A 20,150-nucleotide genomic window follows, 5' to 3' on the forward strand; every position below is an offset into this window, starting at 1 on the left:
TCACGGTGTCGGTCACGTCGGGGGCCTTTCGGTTCGGATCGCTCACAGTGGGGTGGCCTGTTACCAGCGCTTCTGGAACTTGTTGCGGATGAGGATCGCGGCGGAGTTCAGCACCAGGAGGATGACCAGCAGCAACACGATCGCCGCGGCGGCGAGTTCTTGGAACTCGGCCTGCGGCTCCTTGATCAGGTTGTAGATCTGGATTGGCAGGGTGGTGTACGACGACAGCAGGCTGTCGGGGTTGAACCGGATGAAGGTGACCGCGCCGAGCAGGATCAGCGGGGCCGCCTCTCCCAGGGCTCGTGACAGGGCGAGGATCGCGCCGGTGGACATGCCGGGGACGGCGGCGGGCAGGACCTGCCGCCAGGTGGTCTGCCACCTGGTCGCGCCGAGGGCGTAGGAGGCTTGCCGGATCGAGCGCGGTACTGCGCGTAGCGCTTCTCGGCTGGCGATGATGACGACGGGCAGGACGAGCAGGGACAGCACGATCGCGGCGGTGATGACGGTGAACCCAAGGCCGATGACCCGGGCGATCAGTCCGAGGCCGAGGATGCCGAACACGATCGACGGGACGCCGGCGAGGTTCTGGATGTTGAGTTCCAGCAGCCGGTTGTACCAGCGGGTGTTGTCGGCGTACTCCTCCAGGTAGATCGCCGAGGCGATGCCGATCGGTAGGCAGATCGCGGCGGTCAGGCCGATGACCCACAGCGTGCCGGTGATCGCCGATTGGACGCCGGCGCGGGCGACCCGGGAGGCGGCGCCGGTGGGCATCTCCTGCCACAGGCGTGGGTCGAGCCGGTTCCAGCCCTTGATGACCGCGAAGGCGATCAACGCGACCAGGAACGCGAAGGCGACCAGCAGGCAGAACTGCAGCGCGAGCTTGAACAGCACCTCGCCGGGGCGCGATCGCCGCTGGCTCAGCGACGGCCGGTGGCGCGGGTTCGCCGCGTGGGGGGCCGGCGGTGTGGACGTCGTACTCACTCGTACACCTCCCGGAACTTGCGGACCAGCCGGATGGACAGGGCGTTGAGGGCAAAGGTGAACAGGAACAAGGTGGTGCCCACCGCGAAGATGGTCAGGTAGTCGAGGGAGTCCACCGGCAGGTCACCCTGGGCGGCGCCGGCGATGTAGCTGGTCATGGTCGCGGCGCCGTCGATGGGCGACCACGGGATGCCTGCTGTTTTCAACCCGGCGGCGATGGTGACGATCATCGTCTCCCCGAGTGCCCGTGACACCCCGAGCACGATCGCGGCGACGATCCCCGACAACGCCCCGGGCACCACGACGCGGGTGGCGACCTGCATCTTCGTGGATGCCAAGGCATAGGCGCCTTCGCGCAGGCTGTGCGGCACGGCGCTCATCGCGTCCTCGGCCAGGCTGGCCACGGTAGGCACGATCATGATGCCCATGGCGATGCCGGCGACCAGGAGATTCTGGAACTCAGGCTTGTCGCCGCTGGGCCACAGGTCGATCAGGATGGGGTTGAGGAAGGTCAGGGCGAAGAACCCGTACACCACGGTCGGGATTCCGGCGAGAACCTCGAGGATCGGCTTGAGGAGCCGGCGGGTGCCGGGTCGGGCGTACTCGGACAGGTAGATCGCCGCACCGATGCCCAGCGGCACCGCGATGACCGTCGCGATCAGCGTCACCCACAGCGTGCCGACCAGCAAAGGCAGCACCCCGTACTGCTTGATCGAGAACAGCGGGGTCCACTGACTGCTGGTAATGAACTCGACGATGCTGACCTCACCGAAGAACTCCACCGTGGGAAACAGCAGCGAGACGACGATGCCGATGGTCGTCGCGATGGACACCACCGCGGCGAGGACGAGGAAACCCTCGATGATGCGTTCGCCAGGCCGGCGGCGTCCCCGCCGCACAGAGGCGGCGGGGACGGGGGCTCCGGGGGTGATGACCGCCACGAGCCCGCTCAGCCCTTCGTCAGGGTCGCGAACTCGGACTTCAGGGTCTCCTTCTGGGCAGCGGTCAGCGGCACGTACTTGGCTTCCTTGACGACCTCATCGATGCTCGCGATGTAGAAGTCGACGAAGCCCTTGACCTGCTCCTTGGCGATGCCCTTGTCGGAGACGTAGATGAACAGCGGCCGGGACAGCGGCTTGTAGCTGCCGTCCTGCGCGGTGGCCACGCTCGGCTCGACGCAGCCGCCGCCACCGTCGACCTTGACGAGCTTCAGCTTGTCGGCGTTCTCCTCGTAGTAGGTGAACCCGAAGTAGCCGAGGCCACCCTTGGAGCCGCTCACCCCCTGCACCGTGACGTTGTCGTCCTCGGTCGGGGTGTAGTCGGTGCGGTGCGCCTTCTCCTTGCCGTTGATCGCGGCGGTCCAGTAGTCGAAGGTGCCGGAGTCGGTACCCGCGCCAAACAGCTTCAGCGGCTCGTTCGGGAACTTCGGGTCGACCTGGTTCCAGTTGTTGACCTTCGAGCCCGGCTCCCAGATCGCCTTGAGCTGCGGCACCGTCAGGCAGTCAGCAAAGGAGTTGTCCTTGCTGACCACCACCGACAGCGCGTCGTTGGCCACGATCAGCTCGACGAACTTGACGCCGTTCTTCTCGCACTCCGCCTTCTCGGTGTCCTTAATCGGGCGGGAGGCGTCGGAGATGTCGGTCTCGCCGTTGCAGAACTTCTTGAACCCACCCCCGGTGCCGGAGATGCCCACCGTGACGTTCACCTTGGCCTGCTCGTCAGCGAACAGCTCAGCAGCCGCCTTGCTCAGCGGACCGACCGTGCTCGACCCGTCGACCTTCACGTCGCCGGACAGCTCAGCCGCGACACCGGTCCCGGTGCCACCGTCGTTGTTGTCGCTGCCGCAAGCAGCCAGACCGACCGTCAGGACCAGCGCGACTGACGCCAGGCCCAGCCCACGCACCGTCTTGATCACAATTCGTCCTCTTCAGACAGGCCGGCGAGGTATCGCCGGTGCTCGTTCGGGGTCGGCTGCCTTCCACCGACGAGCTCATAAAAGATTGCTTATGTGATCGCACATCGTCGGCTAGGTGAACGGAAGCTGAACATAAGCGAGTGTTTATTTCCCCTTGCCAGCGGCTCTCGGGCTATGCATCGATTCCCTTGTCGTTCACTCTTCGTTCACTCCAGCCAAGGCGGATGGCGTAGCAGAAAGCCCTTGAGCGCAAGGACGGACTGCACGAGTTGACACGGTCCGGGCGCCGGACGTGGTGGTCCGGGCGCCCGCTCACGTGACGGGGTCAGGCACCGATTTGTCGGCCGTCGACGCGCCAGACGCTGATCACGGCTGGACGGGCGTAGTCACCATCCGGCCAGGTGGAGGCGGGGTTGTCCATGCTCGCACCATCGATCTCGCCGGGGTGCTGGACGGAGACGAACGCGGTGCGGTTGTCGTCGCTCAGGGACGCCGACGCTTGCTCCGCACCGACCGGGACGGTGAGGAACTGCTTCACGTGTCCGCGTTCGGGGCCGTCGAGGGGCACGGCGAACAGGCCGTCGTTGGAGCCGAGCGCATTGCCGTCGGTGGAGATCCACAGGTTGCCGTGGGCGTCGAAGTCGAGGTTGTCGGGGCAGGAGATCGGGCTGACCTTGGTCTTGTCGTAACCGGCGAAGTACGTCGACGGGTCGGCCGGGTCGCCGCACACGATCGGAATCGCCCAGGTGAACGTGGTCGCCGCGTTGTCGCCGCCGTCCTCAGTGATCTCCAGGATGTGGCCGTGCCGGTTGTTCGATCGAGGGTTGACCTCATCGGCGGCCGGTTGCCCGGTAGCACCACGGCGGGTGTTGTTGGTCAACGCGGCGTACACCTTGCCGGTGCGCAGGTTCGGCGCGACATCCTCGGGGCGGTCCATCTTCGTGGCACCCACCGCGTCGGCGGCCAGTCGGGTGTGCACCAGGACCTCATCGACGCTCATGCCGGGGACCAGGGACTGCCGGCCTCGGGCGAGGGGAATCCACCGGCCGGTGCCGTTGAACGCCCCGTCGGCGGGCAGCGTGCCCGAGCCGTCGATCTCAGGCGCGGAGCTGAAACCAAAGGATGCGACGTACAACGTTCCCGACTCCAGCAGGGTCATGTTGTGTGCCCGGTCAAAGGGCTTGTCGCCCCGGCGCAGCTTCTTGTCCGAGACGAACTTGTACAGGTAGTCGAAGCGCTCGTCGTCGCCCATGTAGGCCACGACCCGCCCGTCGCGGGCGAGGATGATCTCCGCGCCCTCGTGCTTGAAGCGACCCAGTGCCGTGTGCTTGCGCGGGGTGAAGTTCGGGTCGTGAGGGTCAAGCTCCATGATCCAGCCGAACCGGTTGGCCTCGTTCGGGTGGGCGCTCAGGTCGAACCGGGCGTCGGCGCGCTCCCACTTGCGTGACCCGGACGGGTAGCGGTTGACGGTGTCGATGCCGTAGCGGGTCAGGGCAGGCTTGGCCCCGGCGGGGACGGCGTCGCCGCCGACGAAGTACTGGTTGAAGTTCTCCTCGCCGGACAGAATCGTGCCCCACGGGGTGAGTCCGCCGGCACAATTGTTCAACGAGCCGAGGACCATGGTGCCGGACGGGTCGGCCGCGGTGCGTAGCAGCGCCGAGCCGGCAGCCGGGCCGGTGAAGCGCATCGGTGTGCCGGCGGTGATCCGCCGATTCCACCGCCGTGCCCCGCGGGTCACCGGCACCCACTGCCCGGTGTCACCGACACGCTCGATTTCCACCACACTGAGCCCGTGGGCGGCCATCGCCACCCGGACCTGCTCCACCGTCAGCGCCTCCGGCGTGGTGTAGCCGGGGAACATCAGGTTCTCGTTGGTGTACTCGTGGTTGACCACCAACAGCGCCCGGCGGCCGTGCCGGTCCAGCGGCAGGGTCACGAGCCAGTCGTTGTTGTAGCCGAACTGCGTGGCCTGCGCTGCGGCGCTCTGCCGATCGGCCCGGAAGGCCGGCGCTCCCGGCACGACCGGGTCGCCCCACCGGAGGATGACCGCGTTGTCGTAGCCGTTGGGCACGATGACGGTGTCCAGGGTGTTGGGCGGAATTGGCTTGAACGTCAGCCCTGCGCCGTTGATCGGTGGGCGGGGCCCGGTATGGCCCGCCGGAGCCACGGCCTGCGCCGGGGCGGCATCGGTAGCCAGAGCTGCGGCGCCGACGCCGATGACCAGAGCGCCGAGGGAGCCGGCGCGCAGCAGGCCGCGACGAGACACCTCAGCGTTGACCACGTCACCGAAGTACGGATTGTCCGAGCTATTGGGCGCCGCGTGCGAGCAGGCGTTCCCGCAGCGGTACAGGCAGGTCATCGCACTGCGACCGCCGTGACCGGGCAGTAGTGGCAGCGAACGAGGTGGACGGGGCGAGGCCGTCATCGGTCCTCCAGGGAAGATCGGAGATACGGACACCTGCGGACGCTAGGAAGGTCAGATAGACCGCCAGCGAACTCCGAGGCGACGAACCAGCCTTCAACGGATGAACGCGACATGGACATCAAATTTCACGATCGCGAATCGTTCACTCAGCACCACCGGCAGGTTGACGATCGGATCCATATCAGCGAGGATTTAATTCAATGAGAGTTGATACGGATGAAGCCCAGCTCGCGGCACTCCGGGCGGTGGCTGACCCGCTGCGCTGGCAGGTCATGCAGGCGCTGGCGCGGGAGCAGCTGTGCGTGTGCCACCTGGTCGAAGACCTGGGGGTCACGCAGCCGCTGATCAGCCACCACCTGCGGGCGCTGCGCCAGGCCGGGCTGGTGGAAACCGAACGTCACCGCTACTGGACCTACTACCGGCTGCGGCCCGAAGCGATCCGCGCACTCGGTGCGAGCATCGCCGCCCTCGCCGACCACGCGCCCACCGGCACCGAGGGCAGACGGCCCTGCGGCCCGGACGCGCCCACTGAGCAACCAACAGAGGAACCAGGCACATGACGACACTGGCCACACCAGCGCGCACCACGCCCCGGCTCTCCACGCTGGACCGGCTCCTGCCGGTATGGATCGGCGCCGCCATGGTTGCCGGGCTGCTCCTGGGCCGGCTGATCCCCGGACTCGACGACGCCCTCGACCACGTCAAGGTCGGCGGGATCTCCGTACCCATCGCCCTGGGTCTGCTGATCATGATGTACCCGGTCCTGGCCAAGGTCCGCTACGACCGCCTCGACACTGTCACCTCCGACCGGCGCCTGCTGATCTCCTCCCTGGTGATCAACTGGCTGATCGGTCCCGCTGTCATGTTCGCCCTGGCCTGGCTGCTCCTGCCCGACCAGCCCGCGTACCGCACCGGCCTGATCATCGTCGGCCTGGCCCGCTGCATCGCCATGGTCATCATCTGGAACGACCTCGCCTGCGGCGACCGCGAAGCCGCCGCCGTCCTGGTCGCCCTCAACTCCGTCTTCCAGGTCCTCGCCTTCGGGCTGCTCGGCTGGTTCTACCTCACCGTCCTGCCCGGCTGGCTCGGCCTGGAGCAGGCAGGACTGTCCGTCTCCGGATGGGACATCGCCGGCAACGTCCTGGTCTTCCTCGGCATCCCCCTCGCCGCCGGCTACCTCACCCGCAAGTTCGGCGAACGGGCCAAGGGCCGCGACTGGTACGAGGCGAAGTTCCTGCCCCGCATCGGGCCGATCGCCCTGTACGGGCTGCTGTTCACCATCGTGCTGCTCTTCGCCCTACAGGGCGACGCGATCACCGCCCAGCCCTGGGACGTCGCCCGCATCGCGCTCCCCCTACTCGCGTACTTCACGATCATGTGGTTCGGCTCGTTCGCCATCGGTCGGGCCATCGGCCTGAACTACGAACGCACCACCACGCTCGCCTTCACCGCCGCCGGCAACAACTTCGAACTCGCCATCGCCGTGGCGATCGGAGTGTTCGGCGTCACCAGCGGCCAGGCCCTCGCCGGAGTCGTCGGACCACTGATCGAGGTACCGGTCCTGGTCGCCCTCGTCTACGTCAGCCTCGCCGCCCGCCGCCGGTTCTTCCCCACCCAGGTCGCCAATGCCTAGCCGAGCGCAGGCAGTTGCCGGCAGCGGCCCTGCCCCGATCAGCCCACCTCGCCCACCAGCGGTTACACCCTAAGGACGACGTGATGGACGGGCCGTTCGACGGAATGGACACTCGGGATGTCGACTACGTGCTCGGGCAAATCGCCAAACGGCTCTCCAGCCGGTTCACCGGCGTATTCGGCCCCGAGACCGTCGAACGGTACGTCTTCGAGTCCTACATGTACCTACACCGCACCGTCCGCCTCCAGACCCACCTGCCAGCACTGACGGAGAACTTCGCCACCGAACGACTCACCGCCCTGGCGCAGGTCGAAGGCACCATCGACAAACCGGTACCCGCGGTGCTGTTCCTCTGCGCCTACAACGCCGGCCGTTCCCAACTCGCCACCGCGCTCGCCGACCGGTACGCGCAAGGCAGGGTGCACGTGCGGTGCGCGGGTTCGCACCCGGCGAACGGGCTGGACCGCAACGTCGTCGAGGCGCTCGGCGAATGGGGCGTCGACGTCAGCCGGGCGTACCCCAAGCCCCTGACGTCGGACGTGCTCGGCGCGAGCGACGTGATCGTGACCATGGGCTGCGGGGATGCCTGCCCAGTCCTCGCCGGCAAGCGGTACCTCGACTGGGACATCCCCGACCCCGCCGGAAGGGACCTGCCGTTCGTCCGGACCGTCCGCAACGACATCGACGCCCGCGTACGAGCGCTGATCGACGAACTCACCCTCACCACGAGTTGATCCCGGCCATCGAGCGGCGTCTGGTAGACCGCAAGTTCGGGCAGGCATGACCGGCCTGCCGTACAGCATCCGCCCAACGCGAACCTCGCCGCCACATCGTCGGCTGACAGCCCGATAGGCCGCAGCCGCCTTCCCCCACTCAACGGCGTCCTGCCAGCCAATGGCGTCTCTATGGGCGGAGCCGGGCGGCGATATCGGCGACCGTGGCCTTTGCCGTACGGCCAGCGCCAACCAGAGTGGCAGATGCGGGCCCGGTCCAGTCGCCGTACCCCAGCAGGTACAGCCGGGGCTCGTCCACCGACCTCGTACCGTTGGTAGCCACACCCTCCTGTTCATAGGACGGCAGCAGTGGCGCGAGGTGGGCGAGGTTCGGCCGGAACCCGGTGCACCAGATGACCGCGTCGCACGGCTGTTCGGTGCCGTCGGCCCAGCACACGCTGCGCGCGCTGAGCCGGGCGATCATCGAACGGGCGTGCAGCATTCCGCGCTTGCGGGCGTCGCGGACACTGGGCACCATCACGATGTCGCCCAAGTCGCTCACCCCGCCACCGGCACCACCGGCGGCTTTGCGGGATCGAACAGCACCCGGCCGTCAACGTCGTCCGGCATGAACCGTGGCGGACGCCTAGTGGCCCAGGTGACCTCGGCGACCCGCGATACATCGGCCAGGATCTGCGCCCCGGAGTTTCCCCCGCCAACGATCACGACCCGCTGCCCGCGGAACTCCAGCGCCGAGGCGTAGTCCACGGTATGCAACTGCCGGCCACCGAACTCCTCCCGGCCCGGGACGTCCGGCAGGTACGGGCACTGCCACGTCCCGGTCGCGGAGATGACGAATCGGGCCGACCACATCTCGGCGTCGGTCTGCACCGCCAGAAGCTCGCCCGCCGGCCACACCTCCTGCACGCGGACCGGCCGACGCACCGCAAGGTCGTAGCGCTGCTCGTAGGCCCGCAGGTAATCCACGACGTGCCCGGCGCTCGGGAACTCCTCACCGTCCTGGCCGGGCATCCCCCACCCCGGCAGCGGGCTGTACGGAGCCGGGGAGAACAACCGCAACGAGTCCCAGCCATGCCGCCACGCACCACCGGGCTGCGACTGGGCATCGAGAATGACGTACTCCAGGCCGGCGCGGCGCAGGTAATAGCCCGCCGCCAGACCGGCCTGCCCGCCCCCGACGACCACCACATCACACGTTCCCGGCACCCCGGCACCTCCCCCGCTGTTCAGATCATCATGCCGACACGATCCGGACGGGCGCGGGAAGGGCCTCTCCCGAGAGCCTCACCGTGATCATGGCCTCGTCGCACCGGTCTAGCGGGGGTGTTGCTGCAACGATGCATGACGTGGGAACTGCAGAAATGACGACACCTGCCATCTCGCCTCTTGCCGGCGAGCCGATCAAGCGTGCCGACGCCGAGCGGCTCGCGGGAGTGCTGAAGGCATTCGCCGACCCGGCCCGGCTGCGACTGCTCAGCCTGATCCAGTCGTCTCCCGAGGGCGAGGCGTCCGTCAGTGACCTCACCGCGCCGCTCGGGCTCTCCCAGCCGACCGTGAGTCATCACCTTCGGATCCTCACCGAGGCAGGCCTCCTCGAACGCGACAAGCGCGGCGTCTGGGCGTACTACCGGCTGGTGCCGTCGGCGATCACCGCGATCGCCGAGCTGTTGACGCCGCCCCGCAAACGGGCGACGAAAAAGACCCGCTGACCGACACCGTCGAAGACTGGCACCACGCCGGCTGACCCCGCGCGCGGTCAACGCTCAACAGGTTCCCACAGCCTCGCCAGCCGGGCGGCCTTGTCCGCACTGGATACGATCGGCGGCATGGCTGTCACCCCGGCGTCTACCGACGTCCCGGTAGGTGCCGACGACACACGTCGATTTGTCATCGGTGGCGATGACACCCTGGCCTACCGCTTGGCCGATGAACTGATCAACCGGCACAAGCCGGCCGTCACGGTAATCATGCGTTCCCGGGCGTCCACCGACGGCCGCCGGATCGCCAAGCTCGACGGCGTAAGGATCATCGAATCGGAACGGCCGGACACCGACGCCTACCGGTCGGCAAAGCTCAACGAGGCGGACGCCCTGGCCCTTGTCGGGCGCAACGATGTCGCGAACATCGAGGCGGCCCTGCAGGCGCACGGCCTCAACCCTGGCCTGCGGATCGTCGTACGGATGTTCAACACGAGCCTGAGTGAGGGCATCGCGCAACTGCCGTACTGCACGGTGGTGTCGGATGGAGCGCTGGCAGCGCCGGCGTTCGTGGCGGCAGCCGTGGGCGAGGTGACGCCCACCGAAGGGCTGCGCGGCGGCGCGTTCGTCGTCGCACGCCGCGACGACATACCCGCCGGCGAGATCCTGTGTGGTCTGGCGGCCAGCGAGGGGCGCGAGCAAGCCGACTTCTACCGGCGGAACAAGACGCCGCCGACCTGGTTCTCGCCTCCGCCGTACCCAGGAAATCGGCAGTGCTGACTCCTCGCCGCCGGCTCACTCATCGCCACCCGAACTCCTCGGGCGGTGTCGTTGGGTCGTAGATTTCCTCGGCGGTGCGCTCCAAGTCGACCCACGTCGAATCGCCGTACGTCATCGCGAGGCCGTCCATTAGGGCGTCTCGGTCGGCGAGGTCGATGTTCCCGACAGCCTCGCGGGGGGTCGTAGAGCAGCCCAGACGGGCGGGTGCGCTTCTCCTTCGTCGACATGTCCGCCAGATAGGAAACCTGTCCCACGTGCGGACGGTGACAGCAGCAGCCGCGTAGGAAGGCTTACCGTCAGACGCATTCCGGCCTGGACGTACACGGTCGAGATGGTCGACAGGTCGGCGCCGCGAAAGGGTCACCTGATGGCAACCGGGGACGAGGCGTCGGACTCGCATTGTCCAGCGGCGGGTTCCTGCGCTGGGTCGAGTAGACGGATGACGACACGGACGAGTCCGGCCAACCGTTCATGGTGGCCCTCGTCGCTGGCCTGCGGGCCGACGGCCGGTTGGAACTTGATCCGGCGGTGACGTTCCTGGTTGCCGACAACCGCCAGCAGGAAGAGCGCCGGATGCCCTCGAAGACGATCTGGATTGCCAATCGCGAAACCACTTAAAACTGGGGCTCACCCAGCCACGATGGTGCGGCCGGGGCATCGCCGGAATCTCGTGGGAGCCGTGGTCGTACAGTGCCGGAGGCAAGCTCAGCGGCTAGCGGATGCTTTTCACCGCAAAGCGCGCTAAGTGCTCTTGCTACCTCATATATGTCCGCCTTAACGTAGGTCGTTGTCGTCCCGGCGGCAGACCTGCCGTCGTGCCCAGCGTAAGCGCGAGCAATGCCATAGCCGAAGTTGCGCTCTACCCAGGTCAGAGTCGTGTGGCGGAGCCAGTGAGTGCTGACTTGCTGCGCAGCGATCCAAGGCAGCGATTTGCCTAACCGTTGCCAGATGTAGTCGTAACGACGGCGTGTGATCGGTGCCCCATTCCGATACCTCAGCAACTGGCCGCCAGAGCCTCGATCTTTGTTGAGTTGCGCAAGCGAACGGGCCAGCGTTGGCGAGATCGGCTGCCACCGCACCGTCTCACCCTTCTCTCGCAGTTGCACGAGACAGCCGTCGAGGTCTAAGTCTTCTCGTTGAAGTGCGAGAGCGCCACCTCGCCTACAGGCCGTCTCCTCGTGAAGCCTGAGCAGAATCGAATCAAGCCGGGGATCATTTCCGCTATTTGCCACTATCTTGTTTATCGTAGCCAACTGATTATCAGAAAGTGCCCGGCGAGTGCTTGCAAGGCGACGAGGCTTGGCGACCCGCGCTGCGGGATTCGCCGTTTCCGAAATCAGCCCATCAGCCACCGCGTAACTGTATAGGCAACGCATGGCAGATATGAAATGTTCCACTGCGGTTCGTCCGCCACGGGAATTCCGCCGTACGACGACGTTTTTCTTGATGAATTCGGCAAGGTGCCTTATCTCCATAGGGGAGGGCTCGTCTATGCGCCGGTCACCCCAAACCTCTACAATTTTTCGCCAGTAAGTCCCATATACCCGCCGCGTGCCTTCGGCGACAGCGCCGGAAACCCTTGAGATATGCTCGTCAAAAGTTGGGATTTCTCGCGACGGCGTAACGCCTTTGAAGACTTCTTCGGCACTCACCCCCAGCCGGTCGATCAAAAACCGCACCGCCTCCAACTCCGCACCGCCTCCCAGGCGTCTAGCTACGTCGTCAGCCATGCTCTGTCACCTTTCTCAGAGATTGCTGGAGCCCGAGCGCACGGTCAAGCCTATTCATCGTAAATAGCCAGAGTTCCACGCTTCGCAGGTCCGCCACCATCAGGAGGCGATCTATCGGCCTGATTCCGACGGCGAGTCGGACGCTTGACGGGATGTGCAGGTGGCCTTGCCGGGTGACTGTCCACCTGCCTGAACCTGACCTTGTCACGCGGAGGGACCCGGGTTCCATCTGGTATTCGACTGGTTGAAGGGCGCTCCACTGCATAAGGCGGAGCGCCGATCGGTCGGCCAAACGGCCCCGATCGTTAATAGGGGTAACGCAATAGTAGAATGGCGATTTCTCTATTTCTTCGATTAGGTCGGCGATGGGGAAGCCTCGATGGCGCGCCCGAATGGTGGCCTCAGCGTCACCCAAGCCGCGTTGATCGCCAAATTCGCCAACCTCCCAATTGGACCAATCCTCGCTTGACGGAGGCGCTCCTCCCACTTTCTTCGCCTCCCCCCGTTCTTCATGGGCTCGCGGCACCGCAGGGGCCTCTCTCGCAGGGAAGCGCCACGCCGCCCCCATCACCCTATTGGTAGGCCCTGATTAAGTTCGCTTCGAAAACCAAAATTGGCGTAGCGCCCTCTCGCGATCATGAACTGCCTAACACGCGTTAGACCGTCCTAGGACATTAGTGATTTGCCTGCCGATTTGCTCCCTCTCCTTCCGCTGGTCGGGTCGGCCTCGGCAAACGCCGGGCACGGCCAGCTGCCAGCATCGCCCCCCTACGCTGATGCTGCTCGTCCTTGCGGTTTGTTGCCTTTGCCGGAGTTAGAAGCCGCAGTCAAGGGAATCCGTAGAGAAGCAACTGAACCATCTCGTTTGACTTCAGATCGACGGCCGACCCGAGCCACGGTGCGGAGCATCGGCGTGTTCTGTGATTGGATATGCATGACAACGGCCCTTCTGCCGGACTTCTGTGCGTAGTCCAGCAGGCGCCGCAGCAGGCCTGTCCCGATGCCGCGCCGCTGCCAGTCATCTCGCACAAGGAGACCGACCTCTGCGTCAGCACCTAGAGCGATCAGGTTTGCCACAGCAATGATTTGCTGGCCGTGATCTGATCGGTCCTCAGACACGAGGAGGGTGAGGCCCTGTGATGGATCGAGCAGGCGGCGCAGTTTCTCCGGCGTGGGCGATGATCCTCCCATGTAGCGCTGATGGCGGCTTCGGCTTGAGCAATTTCGGTGCAGCTGCTCCACTGCCCCAACGTCTGCTGCGGTGAAGGGTCGCACAGTGAGAACCTCACCATCCGGGAGGACCAATGGTTCTGTTCTCACGTCCGGCTGCTTAGGCACTTTCCGTTGTTCGGAGGCGCCGCGATCTCCGGGAAGATCGAGAGTGAGGCCGGCTGCCGTGGACCCCGCTAGAGGCGAGTAGTCCACACCGCACAGTTCGACCGACAGGTCCCACAGCAGGCGGCCCGCCTGCGCATCGTGCGAGTTAGCGCTGGATTCCTCGATTGCGGCGGGACCTCGCGTCCGCCACCAACGGCTTGGCCCGAGGTATACGCCGGACGGAACGTCGGCAGTGGCAGCGCGCAGTAAGGGCTGCGCGCCGTCTTCTGCCGGCTGAGCGATGATGGCGCCGACTGCCTGTAGGGCCGCCACGCTTGCTCGGTGTTTCGGGCTTCGCGGCCGGGGCGACAGGAGCCGTGTTGCTGCCCAGCCCGGCTGGCAGGCGATGCTGCGCATCGGGGCTCCGGTTGCGGCAATCAGGCTGTGGAGGTGGTAGGCGAACAGGAGATTCGCAAGTTTGCTCGCGGCGTAGGCGTGGTAGATGTTGGGGTTCTGTGGGCTGGGCCATTCTTGCGGGTTCAGACGCGCGACGCGGTGGGCGGTGCTGCTGACGGTGACGATCCGCGCGTCAGCCGCGGCGATCAGCTTGTCCAGCAGGAGCCCAGTCAACGCGAAGTGGCCCAAGTGGTTGACACCGAAGCAGGATTCGAAGCCGTCGAGGGTTCGCCATCCGGGCTCGCCGATCACCCCCGCGTTGTTGATCAGGATGTCGACGTGTGGGTGGCTGTCGATGATCGCACTGGCCGCGGCTCTGATGGAACGAAGACTTCCCAGGTCGATGCTGACCTCATCGATTGCGGCGTTGGGACACTCCTTGCGGATGGCTCGGGCCGCCTCTGCCATCCGGCCGGGGTGCCGGCAGGCCAGGACGACGGTTGCTCCTGCTGCGGCGAGTTGACGGGCGGCTTGGTAGCCGATGCCGGCGTTGGCGCCGGTGATCACGGCGATTTTGCCACGCGCGTCGATGGGCGCCTGTCGGGTGTCGTTGGCTGCCCGGAGGGCAGCGCGGGACCGAAGTCCCGACGCTGCCTCCCGTTCGCCGCCCGGCCGAGGTTGATCGGTCGGCATAGTCAGCGGCTGGTTCACCAGTCACCGACCGCGGACGCGCCGTTGTAGGTGCCGAGGTTGACGCTGATCCAAATGGTGAAACGGGTGCCGTCCTTGACGTTGGTGGCCAAGTTCCTCCACTGCCGCGGCGGTACGTACGTCCAGCCGTTGGCGCACGTCGCCCGGCCTGAGTAGACGACGCACGCATGGAAGGGTGCGCCCCAGCTGCCGCCGTCTCCGGTGTTCTTGACCTGGATGTCGCGGCACTGGCTCGTGGTGCGGTAGGTACCCGTGCGCGGTGCCGATGCGACCTCCACGCCGTCGAAGACCATGAAGTTGTCGGCCAGGCCGAAACTGGCGCTGTAGGGCGCACTGCGGCAGCCGGTCGCTGCCTGTGCCGGTGCCGCCGCCACGGCCAGTCCGGTGGCGATGACCATCAGGCCGACGACGGCGGACAGGGTCCGCCGGATCTTGCCGGTCGCCGGCTGCTGATCGATTTCGGGCGGCGGTTGGATGGATGCTGGCATTGCTCCTCCTAGCTTCTTGCGGGACAAACGGCAGCGGCCGTGGAGGGAGCGGCGCGCTCGTGGTTGGGTTCGGCGACGTTTGCCGTCGAGCCCGTGTGGGGGACCTTCAGACCGGTCCCGGCGGCGGGGATGGCCGCGCCGGGATCGGGGCAGAGGGCCGGCCGGAGGGCGGCCGGGCTGTAGTAGCGCTTCCAGGACGGGTCTTGGGGGGTCATGGGGTAGCTGTTCAACCAGGTCCAGTCGCCGACGACGGTGCGGCCGGCGGCCTCTTCGCGGCGGACGAACCGCGCGAAGTGCTCGCTTTCGCGGTGATGGTCAGTGATCGTCACGCCGGCGCGGTCGTAGCTGTGCAGGACTGCTTCCTGGAGCGCGAGCAAGGCTTTGTCGTGTCGCAGACGGTCGTTCTCGTCGAGCTTGAGGCCGTCGATGACGGCGGGTATCTGGTGGTATCGGTCGACGTCGGCAAGGTTGCGGGCGGCGATCTCGGAGCCCATGAAGAAGCCGTTGAACGGGGCGGGGTACTGCACGCCGCCGATGGAGAGCAGCATGTTGCTGATGACGGGTACCGCCGGCCACCGCAGTCCGAGGTCGGCGATCCAGCGGTGCTGCGGGTGCTGGATCGGAACTTCGAGGATGTCGCTCTGGTCGACGGGTAGCGCGTGTAGGTGGCCGTCATCGGTGGCGACGATCCACGGCAGGATGTCGAACGGCCCGCGATTTGGTGGGCTGGGCCAGCCGAGGGCGGTGGCCAGGCGCGTGAATGTGAGATTGGCGGGATCGCCGAGGATGTGTCCTCGATCGGTCCAGGCGGCGTACCGGACGAGCTGCGGGTTGACGATTCGTACGGGCGCGGGGCCGCCTGCCGGGACGGGCGGGAAGATGGTGATGGTTGACCGGATGCGGCCGTTGTTGGTTGCTTGATGCAGGTGGCTCACGAGTGCGCGCTGCACGCCGGGGACGTCGGTGGCGTGGCGGTGGTCGTGTACCTGCAGGCTCTGCCAGCGCAGTCGGCCGATGCAGCGGGCGGAGTTGCGCCACGCTACCCGGGCGCCGTAGGTCAATTTATGGGTGGTCTGCCGCCAGGTGCCGGTGGTGGCGATTTCCCCGCGGACATCGCGCCAGCGTCGGGTGAACCCCGCTTGGCCGGTCTCATGGTGCAGCAAGCGGAGGAACGCGTGCGCTTCGTCGAGGACGGAGTTGCGCGTCGTGGACATAGCTGGGTTGGCGACGCCTGCGGTGTTCATCCGTCGACTCCGGCGTCCGGGTCGGCGGGTGGGTGGTGGCGGAAGACCGGCTCGTTGCGGGCGTCGTGCAAGTAGGGGGTTCCTTGGGTGTAGCCGGTGCCGCTGCGCTCGGGTCCGAGGACGCGCACGGCGAGGCGGTAGTGGGTCTGGCGCCACTGGGTGATCGCTGCGGTGAACTCGCGCATCGCGGCGGCAAGGAGTGTGTCGCTGGAGGCCGACCGCCGAGCCGCCGCCAGGGCGTCATCGAGACTGACCTGGCCTTGCATGACTGCCGTGCGGACCTCGGGAACGGACAGGTACGCCGCAGAGTTCAGACGCTTGCCGTCAGGAGTGCGGCACAGCGATTCGAGCATCTTGTAGTGGCGGGACTGGATGGCGCTCGCGCCGTCGGTGTACGGGCGAAAGGCGTGAAACGCTTCGGGCTGAATCGTGGCCAGCAGCGGCCAGAGCGAAGCGCTCTCGCGCAGCAGCGACGCCGCTGCGGATAATCTGGTCGCGGCGAGCGGCATCCGGCTGGCCTGTACGGCGTCGATGATCTCGGTGAGATCCGTCGCCAGCAACGCGAAGGTCGTCTCGAAAGCCTGCAAGACGCGAATAAACATCCACTCGTCGTGCATCGTGTGTACCGGCAGCATGCTGACCTGCAGGGCACGTCGGTCCTCGGCGGTGAGGTCCACGTTGACGGCGGCGGTCACGCGTCGCAGCTGAGCGATCTCTGAGGGGTCCGTCGTGTCCTCGACGAAGCTCAGGCGCCGCAGTGCTGGCATCACCGCGCGGAGCGCGTGTCGGAGTCTTTTTGCTGCCACCGGCGGTATCGGGCGCAGTTGTGGAAGCGGCGCTTGGTCGTGGGCAGCTCGGAGCTCGAAGGCGATGAGGTCTGTCAGCAGGATCGCGTGGAGGCGGTCGCGGTTGGCGAGCTGTTGCGCTGCCGCGCCCGAACCCTGGCTCGCGTCGGGTATCGGCAGGAGAGCCAACCCGAGGTACGACCGGTAGTCGAAGGTGCCGTCGATCTTGTCGAGCGCGCCGGAGAGGAACGCGGACAGGTAGGTGGTGCTGGTGCCGTTGAGCTGCGGGAGCCGGTCCCTTGCGGCGATCAGCGCTTGCGTCCACTCGTCGGGGACGAAGTGCTTGCCGTAGTGCTGGTAGGCGGTCACGACCGCGTCGAAGGGAAAGCGGTCGGCCGAGGGGCGGCGCTGCGCCAGCCACCGGTGCAGGGGCTGCGCGCTGGTCACCGTGATGCTCCGATCGGCGTCCCACTGCGGGATTTGACTCGGTACTCGGCGATGGCGTCGCAAAGCGCGTCGATGTCGCCTGCGTTGGTGTAGGCGTGCACGGCGAGGCGTACGACGCCACGGCGGGGGGCGACGGCGATGCCCTGGTCCTCAAGCCAGGCGGCCATCGCCCATGCGCGTGGTTCCCTCAGCGTGAGGTGCGCGCCTCGCTCGTCCTCCCTGGGCGCCAGGTCCACGATCTCGCCTTGCCGTGTGAGCCGGTCGGCGGCGCAGGCCAGGAGCCGTTGCGTGTGTTCACGGACCGCGGTCAGGTCCAGGTCCTCGATGAGCGACAGCCCGGCCACGGCGGCGTACGCCGCGGGCACCGATGGTGTGCCGGTCTCGAGGCGGCGGGCGTACGCCGGGAAGTCGAGTTGCGTCGCGTCGAACGCGTGCGGATCGATGCGGCCGAGCCAGCCGGTCAGGGTCGGGGCGGGTCCGTTGGGGTGGCGCGCGTAGAGGAAGGCGATTCCCGGTAGGCCCAGTAGGTACTTTCCGGTGCCGGCCATCAGGTAGTCGCAGCTCAGCGCGTCGACGTGCAAGGGCATGACGCCGGCGGCCTGGTAGGCGTCGACGATCACGGCGGCGCCGGCGGCGTGGGCGGCGTCTGCGACGCGTCGGATGTCCAGGCGGGTCGCGTCTTGATGGGTAACGGCGGGCACGGATACCAGCGCGGTGTCGGTGGTGATGGCGCGCAGGTAGTCAGTGGAGCTGACCCGGCCGGCGCGGGGGCCGCACCAGCGCACTCGCGCTCCACGAGGTTGCTGGGCTAGCCATACGTGGGCGACGCCAGGGAATTCGGCGGTGGTGGTCAGCACTTCGCGGCGGCGCCGCCAGCGCAGTGTGGACACGGCTTGGTGGGCGGCGACGCTGACGTTGGGCAGGATCGCGACCTGGTCGACGTCGGCGCCGATGAGTCGGGCGAATCGGCGCCGAGCGTCGGTCACCTGTTCCTCGGCGGCGCTCCAGAAGCCGGGGCGGGACAGGTCGTCCAGCATCGCGGCCAGCGCCTGATCCATTGCGGTGCTGCGCGGGCCGATGCTGCACGCGGCCAGGTGCACCGTCTGCTCCAGGCTCGGAAATCGGCTGCGGATGCCTGCTGGGATCGGGACAGCTGTGGCGCTCACTGCTGGGCCTGCCTGCTCTGGCGACCGCGAGGGCTGGATTCGGTCAGCTCGGTACGCGCCTCCCAGAGCGTGGGGAAACAGCGATGCGAGATGAGCCGGCTCAAGCTGTCGACTGGGGTGTTGCGGGTGCCGAGCACGCCGTGGCCGATGATGCGGGTCGCGATGGTGTAGTGCTGGGTGCGCCAGAGCGCGATCTGCTCGTCGAGAGACACGAGCGCTTCGGCGAGCCGGTACAGCGGGTCGGATGGCTGTCCGCGGTATAGGTCGATCGGAGTGAGGTCGAGTGAGGCCAGGAGCCGGCTCAGCGCGATGTCGAGTTCGGTGGTGGCCTGGCGCAGCAGTTTCCAGCCGGGCGATTCGAAGCCGGAGCCGTTGCCCAACTCGGCGCGGAAGGACGCGAACTGCATCGGGTGCAGGTGCCGCAGGATGTCCACTTGTTGGGTGACCAGCCGCAGGCTCTGCGCCGCCCGCTGGATGAGCAGTTCGGCCGCGCCGGGGTGGTCGTCGGCGATGTGGTCGAGCGCGCGCGCCAACTCGTCGTAGATCAGCTTGAACCACAGTTCCGAGGACTGGTGGACAACCTGAAACAGCAGCTCGTCGGGGTGCGCCCCCTCGCTGGTGCTGCGTTGCAGGGAGAGCAGTACGTCGGTACGCATGTAGCGGGCGTAGTCGGTCGCTGCGGTGCCGGGCAGCACTGCGGGCAGGGGTGTCGTGGACAAGGGTGGTCCTCCGCATGGTTCGGATCGGTTACGCCGCGGCCCGGCGGAAACGCTGTACGGGTTTGGCGTGAGGTAGGGGTCAGCCGCGCAGCGCGGACAACGCGGACGCGGCCACGCGGGACGTCGGCTCCACCAGGGCGGGGTCCGGGTTTGCGTTGAGGCGCAGCGGCGCGGCCGTCAGCGTGAGGTAGAGATTGGCGTCGTAGGTGACGATGTGGGTTCCGGCCGCGTCGGTGTACGCGTAGGCACCAGCACCCAGGGACGCGATGTCCCGAACGGACTCGGCTTCGTTATGAACGCGGCGCAGTCCCTCATACATGACCCGCCCGGCCTCCGGCGCCCCGATGGTGGCCGCCACGGTCACGACGACGCCTCCGGGCAGTTGACCGAGCGTCGCCGTACATGTCAGGTTGGTGGTGGCACCGACCGGACGGCTCTGTTGCTGTTGCTGTCCCACCGGGCCGAACAGCTCGCTCAGCGGCCGGAAATCCAGCGCAGGGCACAACTCGTCAACGCTTCGGTAGGTTGCTGGCGGGCCCGTGGATGTCCCAGCAGTGCCGAACCCGGCGGTGCTGGACGACGCCACCGGCGCGGTCACGGACGTGCCGTCGGCCTCCGAGCAACTGGTCAGTGCCGACGCCGCAAGCCCGAGGAGCATGACAAGAGCCGCAGCAGCTCGGCGAGCGGGCAGGCTGACGCGGTGCCCTGCGCCGTGGGCAGAGGGCATCAGCGCGAGAGCTTCCTGCCGTTCTCGGCTGCCCCTCATGCCAGAGATGGATTGGTTTGCTCGACCGTTCATTCGGCAGCACCTATCTGGGGGCGCAGCGCATCAGCCCACCGCAATATGGCGGCGAGCCCGAACCCATGTCCCTCCCCCGTTGTCGAGGACTGGGTTGTTCGGCATCGAATCCACCACAGCACCTTTGTGCGTGTCTACCAATGCGACTACACCTAGCCGCATACCAAACAACCACATCGGCCA

The 20,150-nt window shown here is 66.9% G+C and carries 20 protein-coding genes; 6 read left to right on the top strand and 14 right to left on the bottom strand.

Annotated elements, in window-relative coordinates:
* Window positions 1–60: 60 nt before the first annotated feature.
* The 4 genes from pstA to JNW91_RS00160 form a co-directional block, all read right to left on the bottom strand.
* On the bottom strand, window positions 61–981 hold the full coding sequence (gene pstA / locus JNW91_RS00145) for a phosphate ABC transporter permease PstA (protein ID WP_203172903.1): 921 nt from the start codon (window positions 979–981) through the stop codon (window positions 61–63).
* Complete coding sequence (gene pstC / locus JNW91_RS00150; RefSeq protein WP_309244152.1) at window positions 978–1,922, bottom strand: phosphate ABC transporter permease subunit PstC; 945 nt, start codon at window positions 1,920–1,922, stop codon at window positions 978–980. Before pstC ends, pstA begins: the two co-directional genes overlap by 4 nt.
* Before the next feature lie 8 nt (window positions 1,923–1,930).
* The gene (locus JNW91_RS00155) at window positions 1,931–2,896 is read right to left on the bottom strand and encodes a PstS family phosphate ABC transporter substrate-binding protein (protein WP_309244153.1); all 966 of its coding nucleotides are present in this window, start codon (window positions 2,894–2,896) and stop codon (window positions 1,931–1,933) included.
* Between the two features lie 325 nt (window positions 2,897–3,221).
* Window positions 3,222–5,321: a PhoX family protein gene (locus tag JNW91_RS00160; RefSeq protein ID WP_203172904.1), complete on the bottom strand. Its 2,100-nt coding sequence runs from the start codon at window positions 5,319–5,321 to the stop codon at window positions 3,222–3,224.
* 200 nt (window positions 5,322–5,521) lie between these two features.
* Between JNW91_RS00160 and JNW91_RS00165 the strand changes: the two genes are divergently transcribed.
* The 3 genes from JNW91_RS00165 (at window position 5,522) to JNW91_RS00175 (ending at window position 7,688) form a co-directional block, all read left to right on the top strand.
* Complete coding sequence (locus JNW91_RS00165) at window positions 5,522–5,881, top strand: ArsR/SmtB family transcription factor (protein WP_203172905.1); 360 nt, start codon at window positions 5,522–5,524, stop codon at window positions 5,879–5,881.
* Window positions 5,878–6,954, top strand: a complete 1,077-nt coding sequence (gene arsB / locus JNW91_RS00170) for an ACR3 family arsenite efflux transporter (RefSeq protein WP_203172906.1) — start codon at window positions 5,878–5,880, stop codon at window positions 6,952–6,954. Before JNW91_RS00165 ends, arsB begins: the two co-directional genes overlap by 4 nt.
* An 83-nt stretch (window positions 6,955–7,037) precedes the next feature.
* The gene (locus JNW91_RS00175) at window positions 7,038–7,688 is read left to right on the top strand and encodes an arsenate-mycothiol transferase ArsC (protein ID WP_238423962.1); all 651 of its coding nucleotides are present in this window, start codon (window positions 7,038–7,040) and stop codon (window positions 7,686–7,688) included.
* A gap of 169 nt (window positions 7,689–7,857) precedes the next feature.
* On the opposite strand, the gene JNW91_RS00180 is transcribed toward JNW91_RS00175, so the two are convergent.
* Both JNW91_RS00180 and JNW91_RS00185 read right to left on the bottom strand, forming a co-directional pair.
* Window positions 7,858–8,229, bottom strand: a complete 372-nt coding sequence (locus JNW91_RS00180; protein ID WP_203172907.1) for a hypothetical protein — start codon at window positions 8,227–8,229, stop codon at window positions 7,858–7,860.
* On the bottom strand, window positions 8,226–8,894 hold the full coding sequence (locus JNW91_RS00185) for an FAD-dependent oxidoreductase (RefSeq protein WP_203172908.1): 669 nt from the start codon (window positions 8,892–8,894) through the stop codon (window positions 8,226–8,228). The genes JNW91_RS00180 and JNW91_RS00185 overlap by 4 nt, the downstream gene beginning before the upstream one ends.
* A gap of 131 nt (window positions 8,895–9,025) precedes the next feature.
* Between JNW91_RS00185 and JNW91_RS00190 the strand changes: the two genes are divergently transcribed.
* The 3 genes from JNW91_RS00190 (at window position 9,026) to JNW91_RS00200 (ending at window position 10,783) form a co-directional block, all read left to right on the top strand.
* The gene (locus JNW91_RS00190) at window positions 9,026–9,397 is read left to right on the top strand and encodes an ArsR/SmtB family transcription factor (protein WP_203173024.1); all 372 of its coding nucleotides are present in this window, start codon (window positions 9,026–9,028) and stop codon (window positions 9,395–9,397) included.
* A gap of 117 nt (window positions 9,398–9,514) precedes the next feature.
* Window positions 9,515–10,165 carry an NAD-binding protein gene (locus JNW91_RS00195; protein WP_203172909.1) on the top strand — a complete coding sequence of 217 codons (651 nt, stop codon included), beginning with the start codon at window positions 9,515–9,517 and terminating at the stop codon, window positions 10,163–10,165.
* A gap of 471 nt (window positions 10,166–10,636) precedes the next feature.
* Window positions 10,637–10,783 (top strand): hypothetical protein, encoded by a 147-nt coding sequence (locus JNW91_RS00200; RefSeq protein ID WP_203172910.1) that lies wholly within the window; start codon window positions 10,637–10,639, stop codon window positions 10,781–10,783.
* Here JNW91_RS00200 and JNW91_RS00205 read toward each other — a convergent pair.
* The 8 genes from JNW91_RS00205 to JNW91_RS00240 form a co-directional block, all read right to left on the bottom strand.
* Window positions 10,780–11,895 carry a tyrosine-type recombinase/integrase gene (locus JNW91_RS00205; RefSeq protein WP_203172911.1) on the bottom strand — a complete coding sequence of 372 codons (1,116 nt, stop codon included), beginning with the start codon at window positions 11,893–11,895 and terminating at the stop codon, window positions 10,780–10,782. The genes JNW91_RS00200 and JNW91_RS00205 overlap by 4 nt on opposite strands.
* Window positions 11,896–12,663: 768 nt before the next feature.
* Window positions 12,664–14,301, bottom strand: a complete 1,638-nt coding sequence (locus JNW91_RS00210) for an oxidoreductase (protein ID WP_238424001.1) — start codon at window positions 14,299–14,301, stop codon at window positions 12,664–12,666.
* Window positions 14,302–14,315: 14 nt separating this feature from the next.
* The gene (locus JNW91_RS00215; RefSeq protein WP_238423963.1) at window positions 14,316–14,807 is read right to left on the bottom strand and encodes a hypothetical protein; all 492 of its coding nucleotides are present in this window, start codon (window positions 14,805–14,807) and stop codon (window positions 14,316–14,318) included.
* Between the two features lie 8 nt (window positions 14,808–14,815).
* A complete protein-coding gene (locus JNW91_RS00220) occupies window positions 14,816–16,051 on the bottom strand; it encodes a nitric oxide synthase oxygenase (RefSeq protein ID WP_203172913.1) in 1,236 nt (411 codons plus the stop codon).
* Window positions 16,048–17,283 carry a tryptophan 2,3-dioxygenase family protein gene (locus JNW91_RS00225; RefSeq protein WP_203172914.1) on the bottom strand — a complete coding sequence of 412 codons (1,236 nt, stop codon included), beginning with the start codon at window positions 17,281–17,283 and terminating at the stop codon, window positions 16,048–16,050. Before JNW91_RS00225 ends, JNW91_RS00220 begins: the two co-directional genes overlap by 4 nt.
* Window positions 17,280–18,449 (bottom strand): aminotransferase class V-fold PLP-dependent enzyme, encoded by a 1,170-nt coding sequence (locus tag JNW91_RS00230; RefSeq protein WP_407664221.1) that lies wholly within the window; start codon window positions 18,447–18,449, stop codon window positions 17,280–17,282. Before JNW91_RS00230 ends, JNW91_RS00225 begins: the two co-directional genes overlap by 4 nt.
* A complete protein-coding gene (locus JNW91_RS00235) occupies window positions 18,446–19,168 on the bottom strand; it encodes a tryptophan 2,3-dioxygenase family protein (RefSeq protein ID WP_203172915.1) in 723 nt (240 codons plus the stop codon). Before JNW91_RS00235 ends, JNW91_RS00230 begins: the two co-directional genes overlap by 4 nt.
* A gap of 79 nt (window positions 19,169–19,247) precedes the next feature.
* Window positions 19,248–19,766 carry a hypothetical protein gene (locus JNW91_RS00240; RefSeq protein ID WP_203172916.1) on the bottom strand — a complete coding sequence of 173 codons (519 nt, stop codon included), beginning with the start codon at window positions 19,764–19,766 and terminating at the stop codon, window positions 19,248–19,250.
* Between the last annotated feature and the right edge of the window lie 384 nt (window positions 19,767–20,150).

The organism is Micromonospora parastrephiae (assembly GCF_016802865.1).
GTDB lineage: Bacteria > Actinomycetota > Actinomycetes > Mycobacteriales > Micromonosporaceae > Micromonospora > Micromonospora parastrephiae.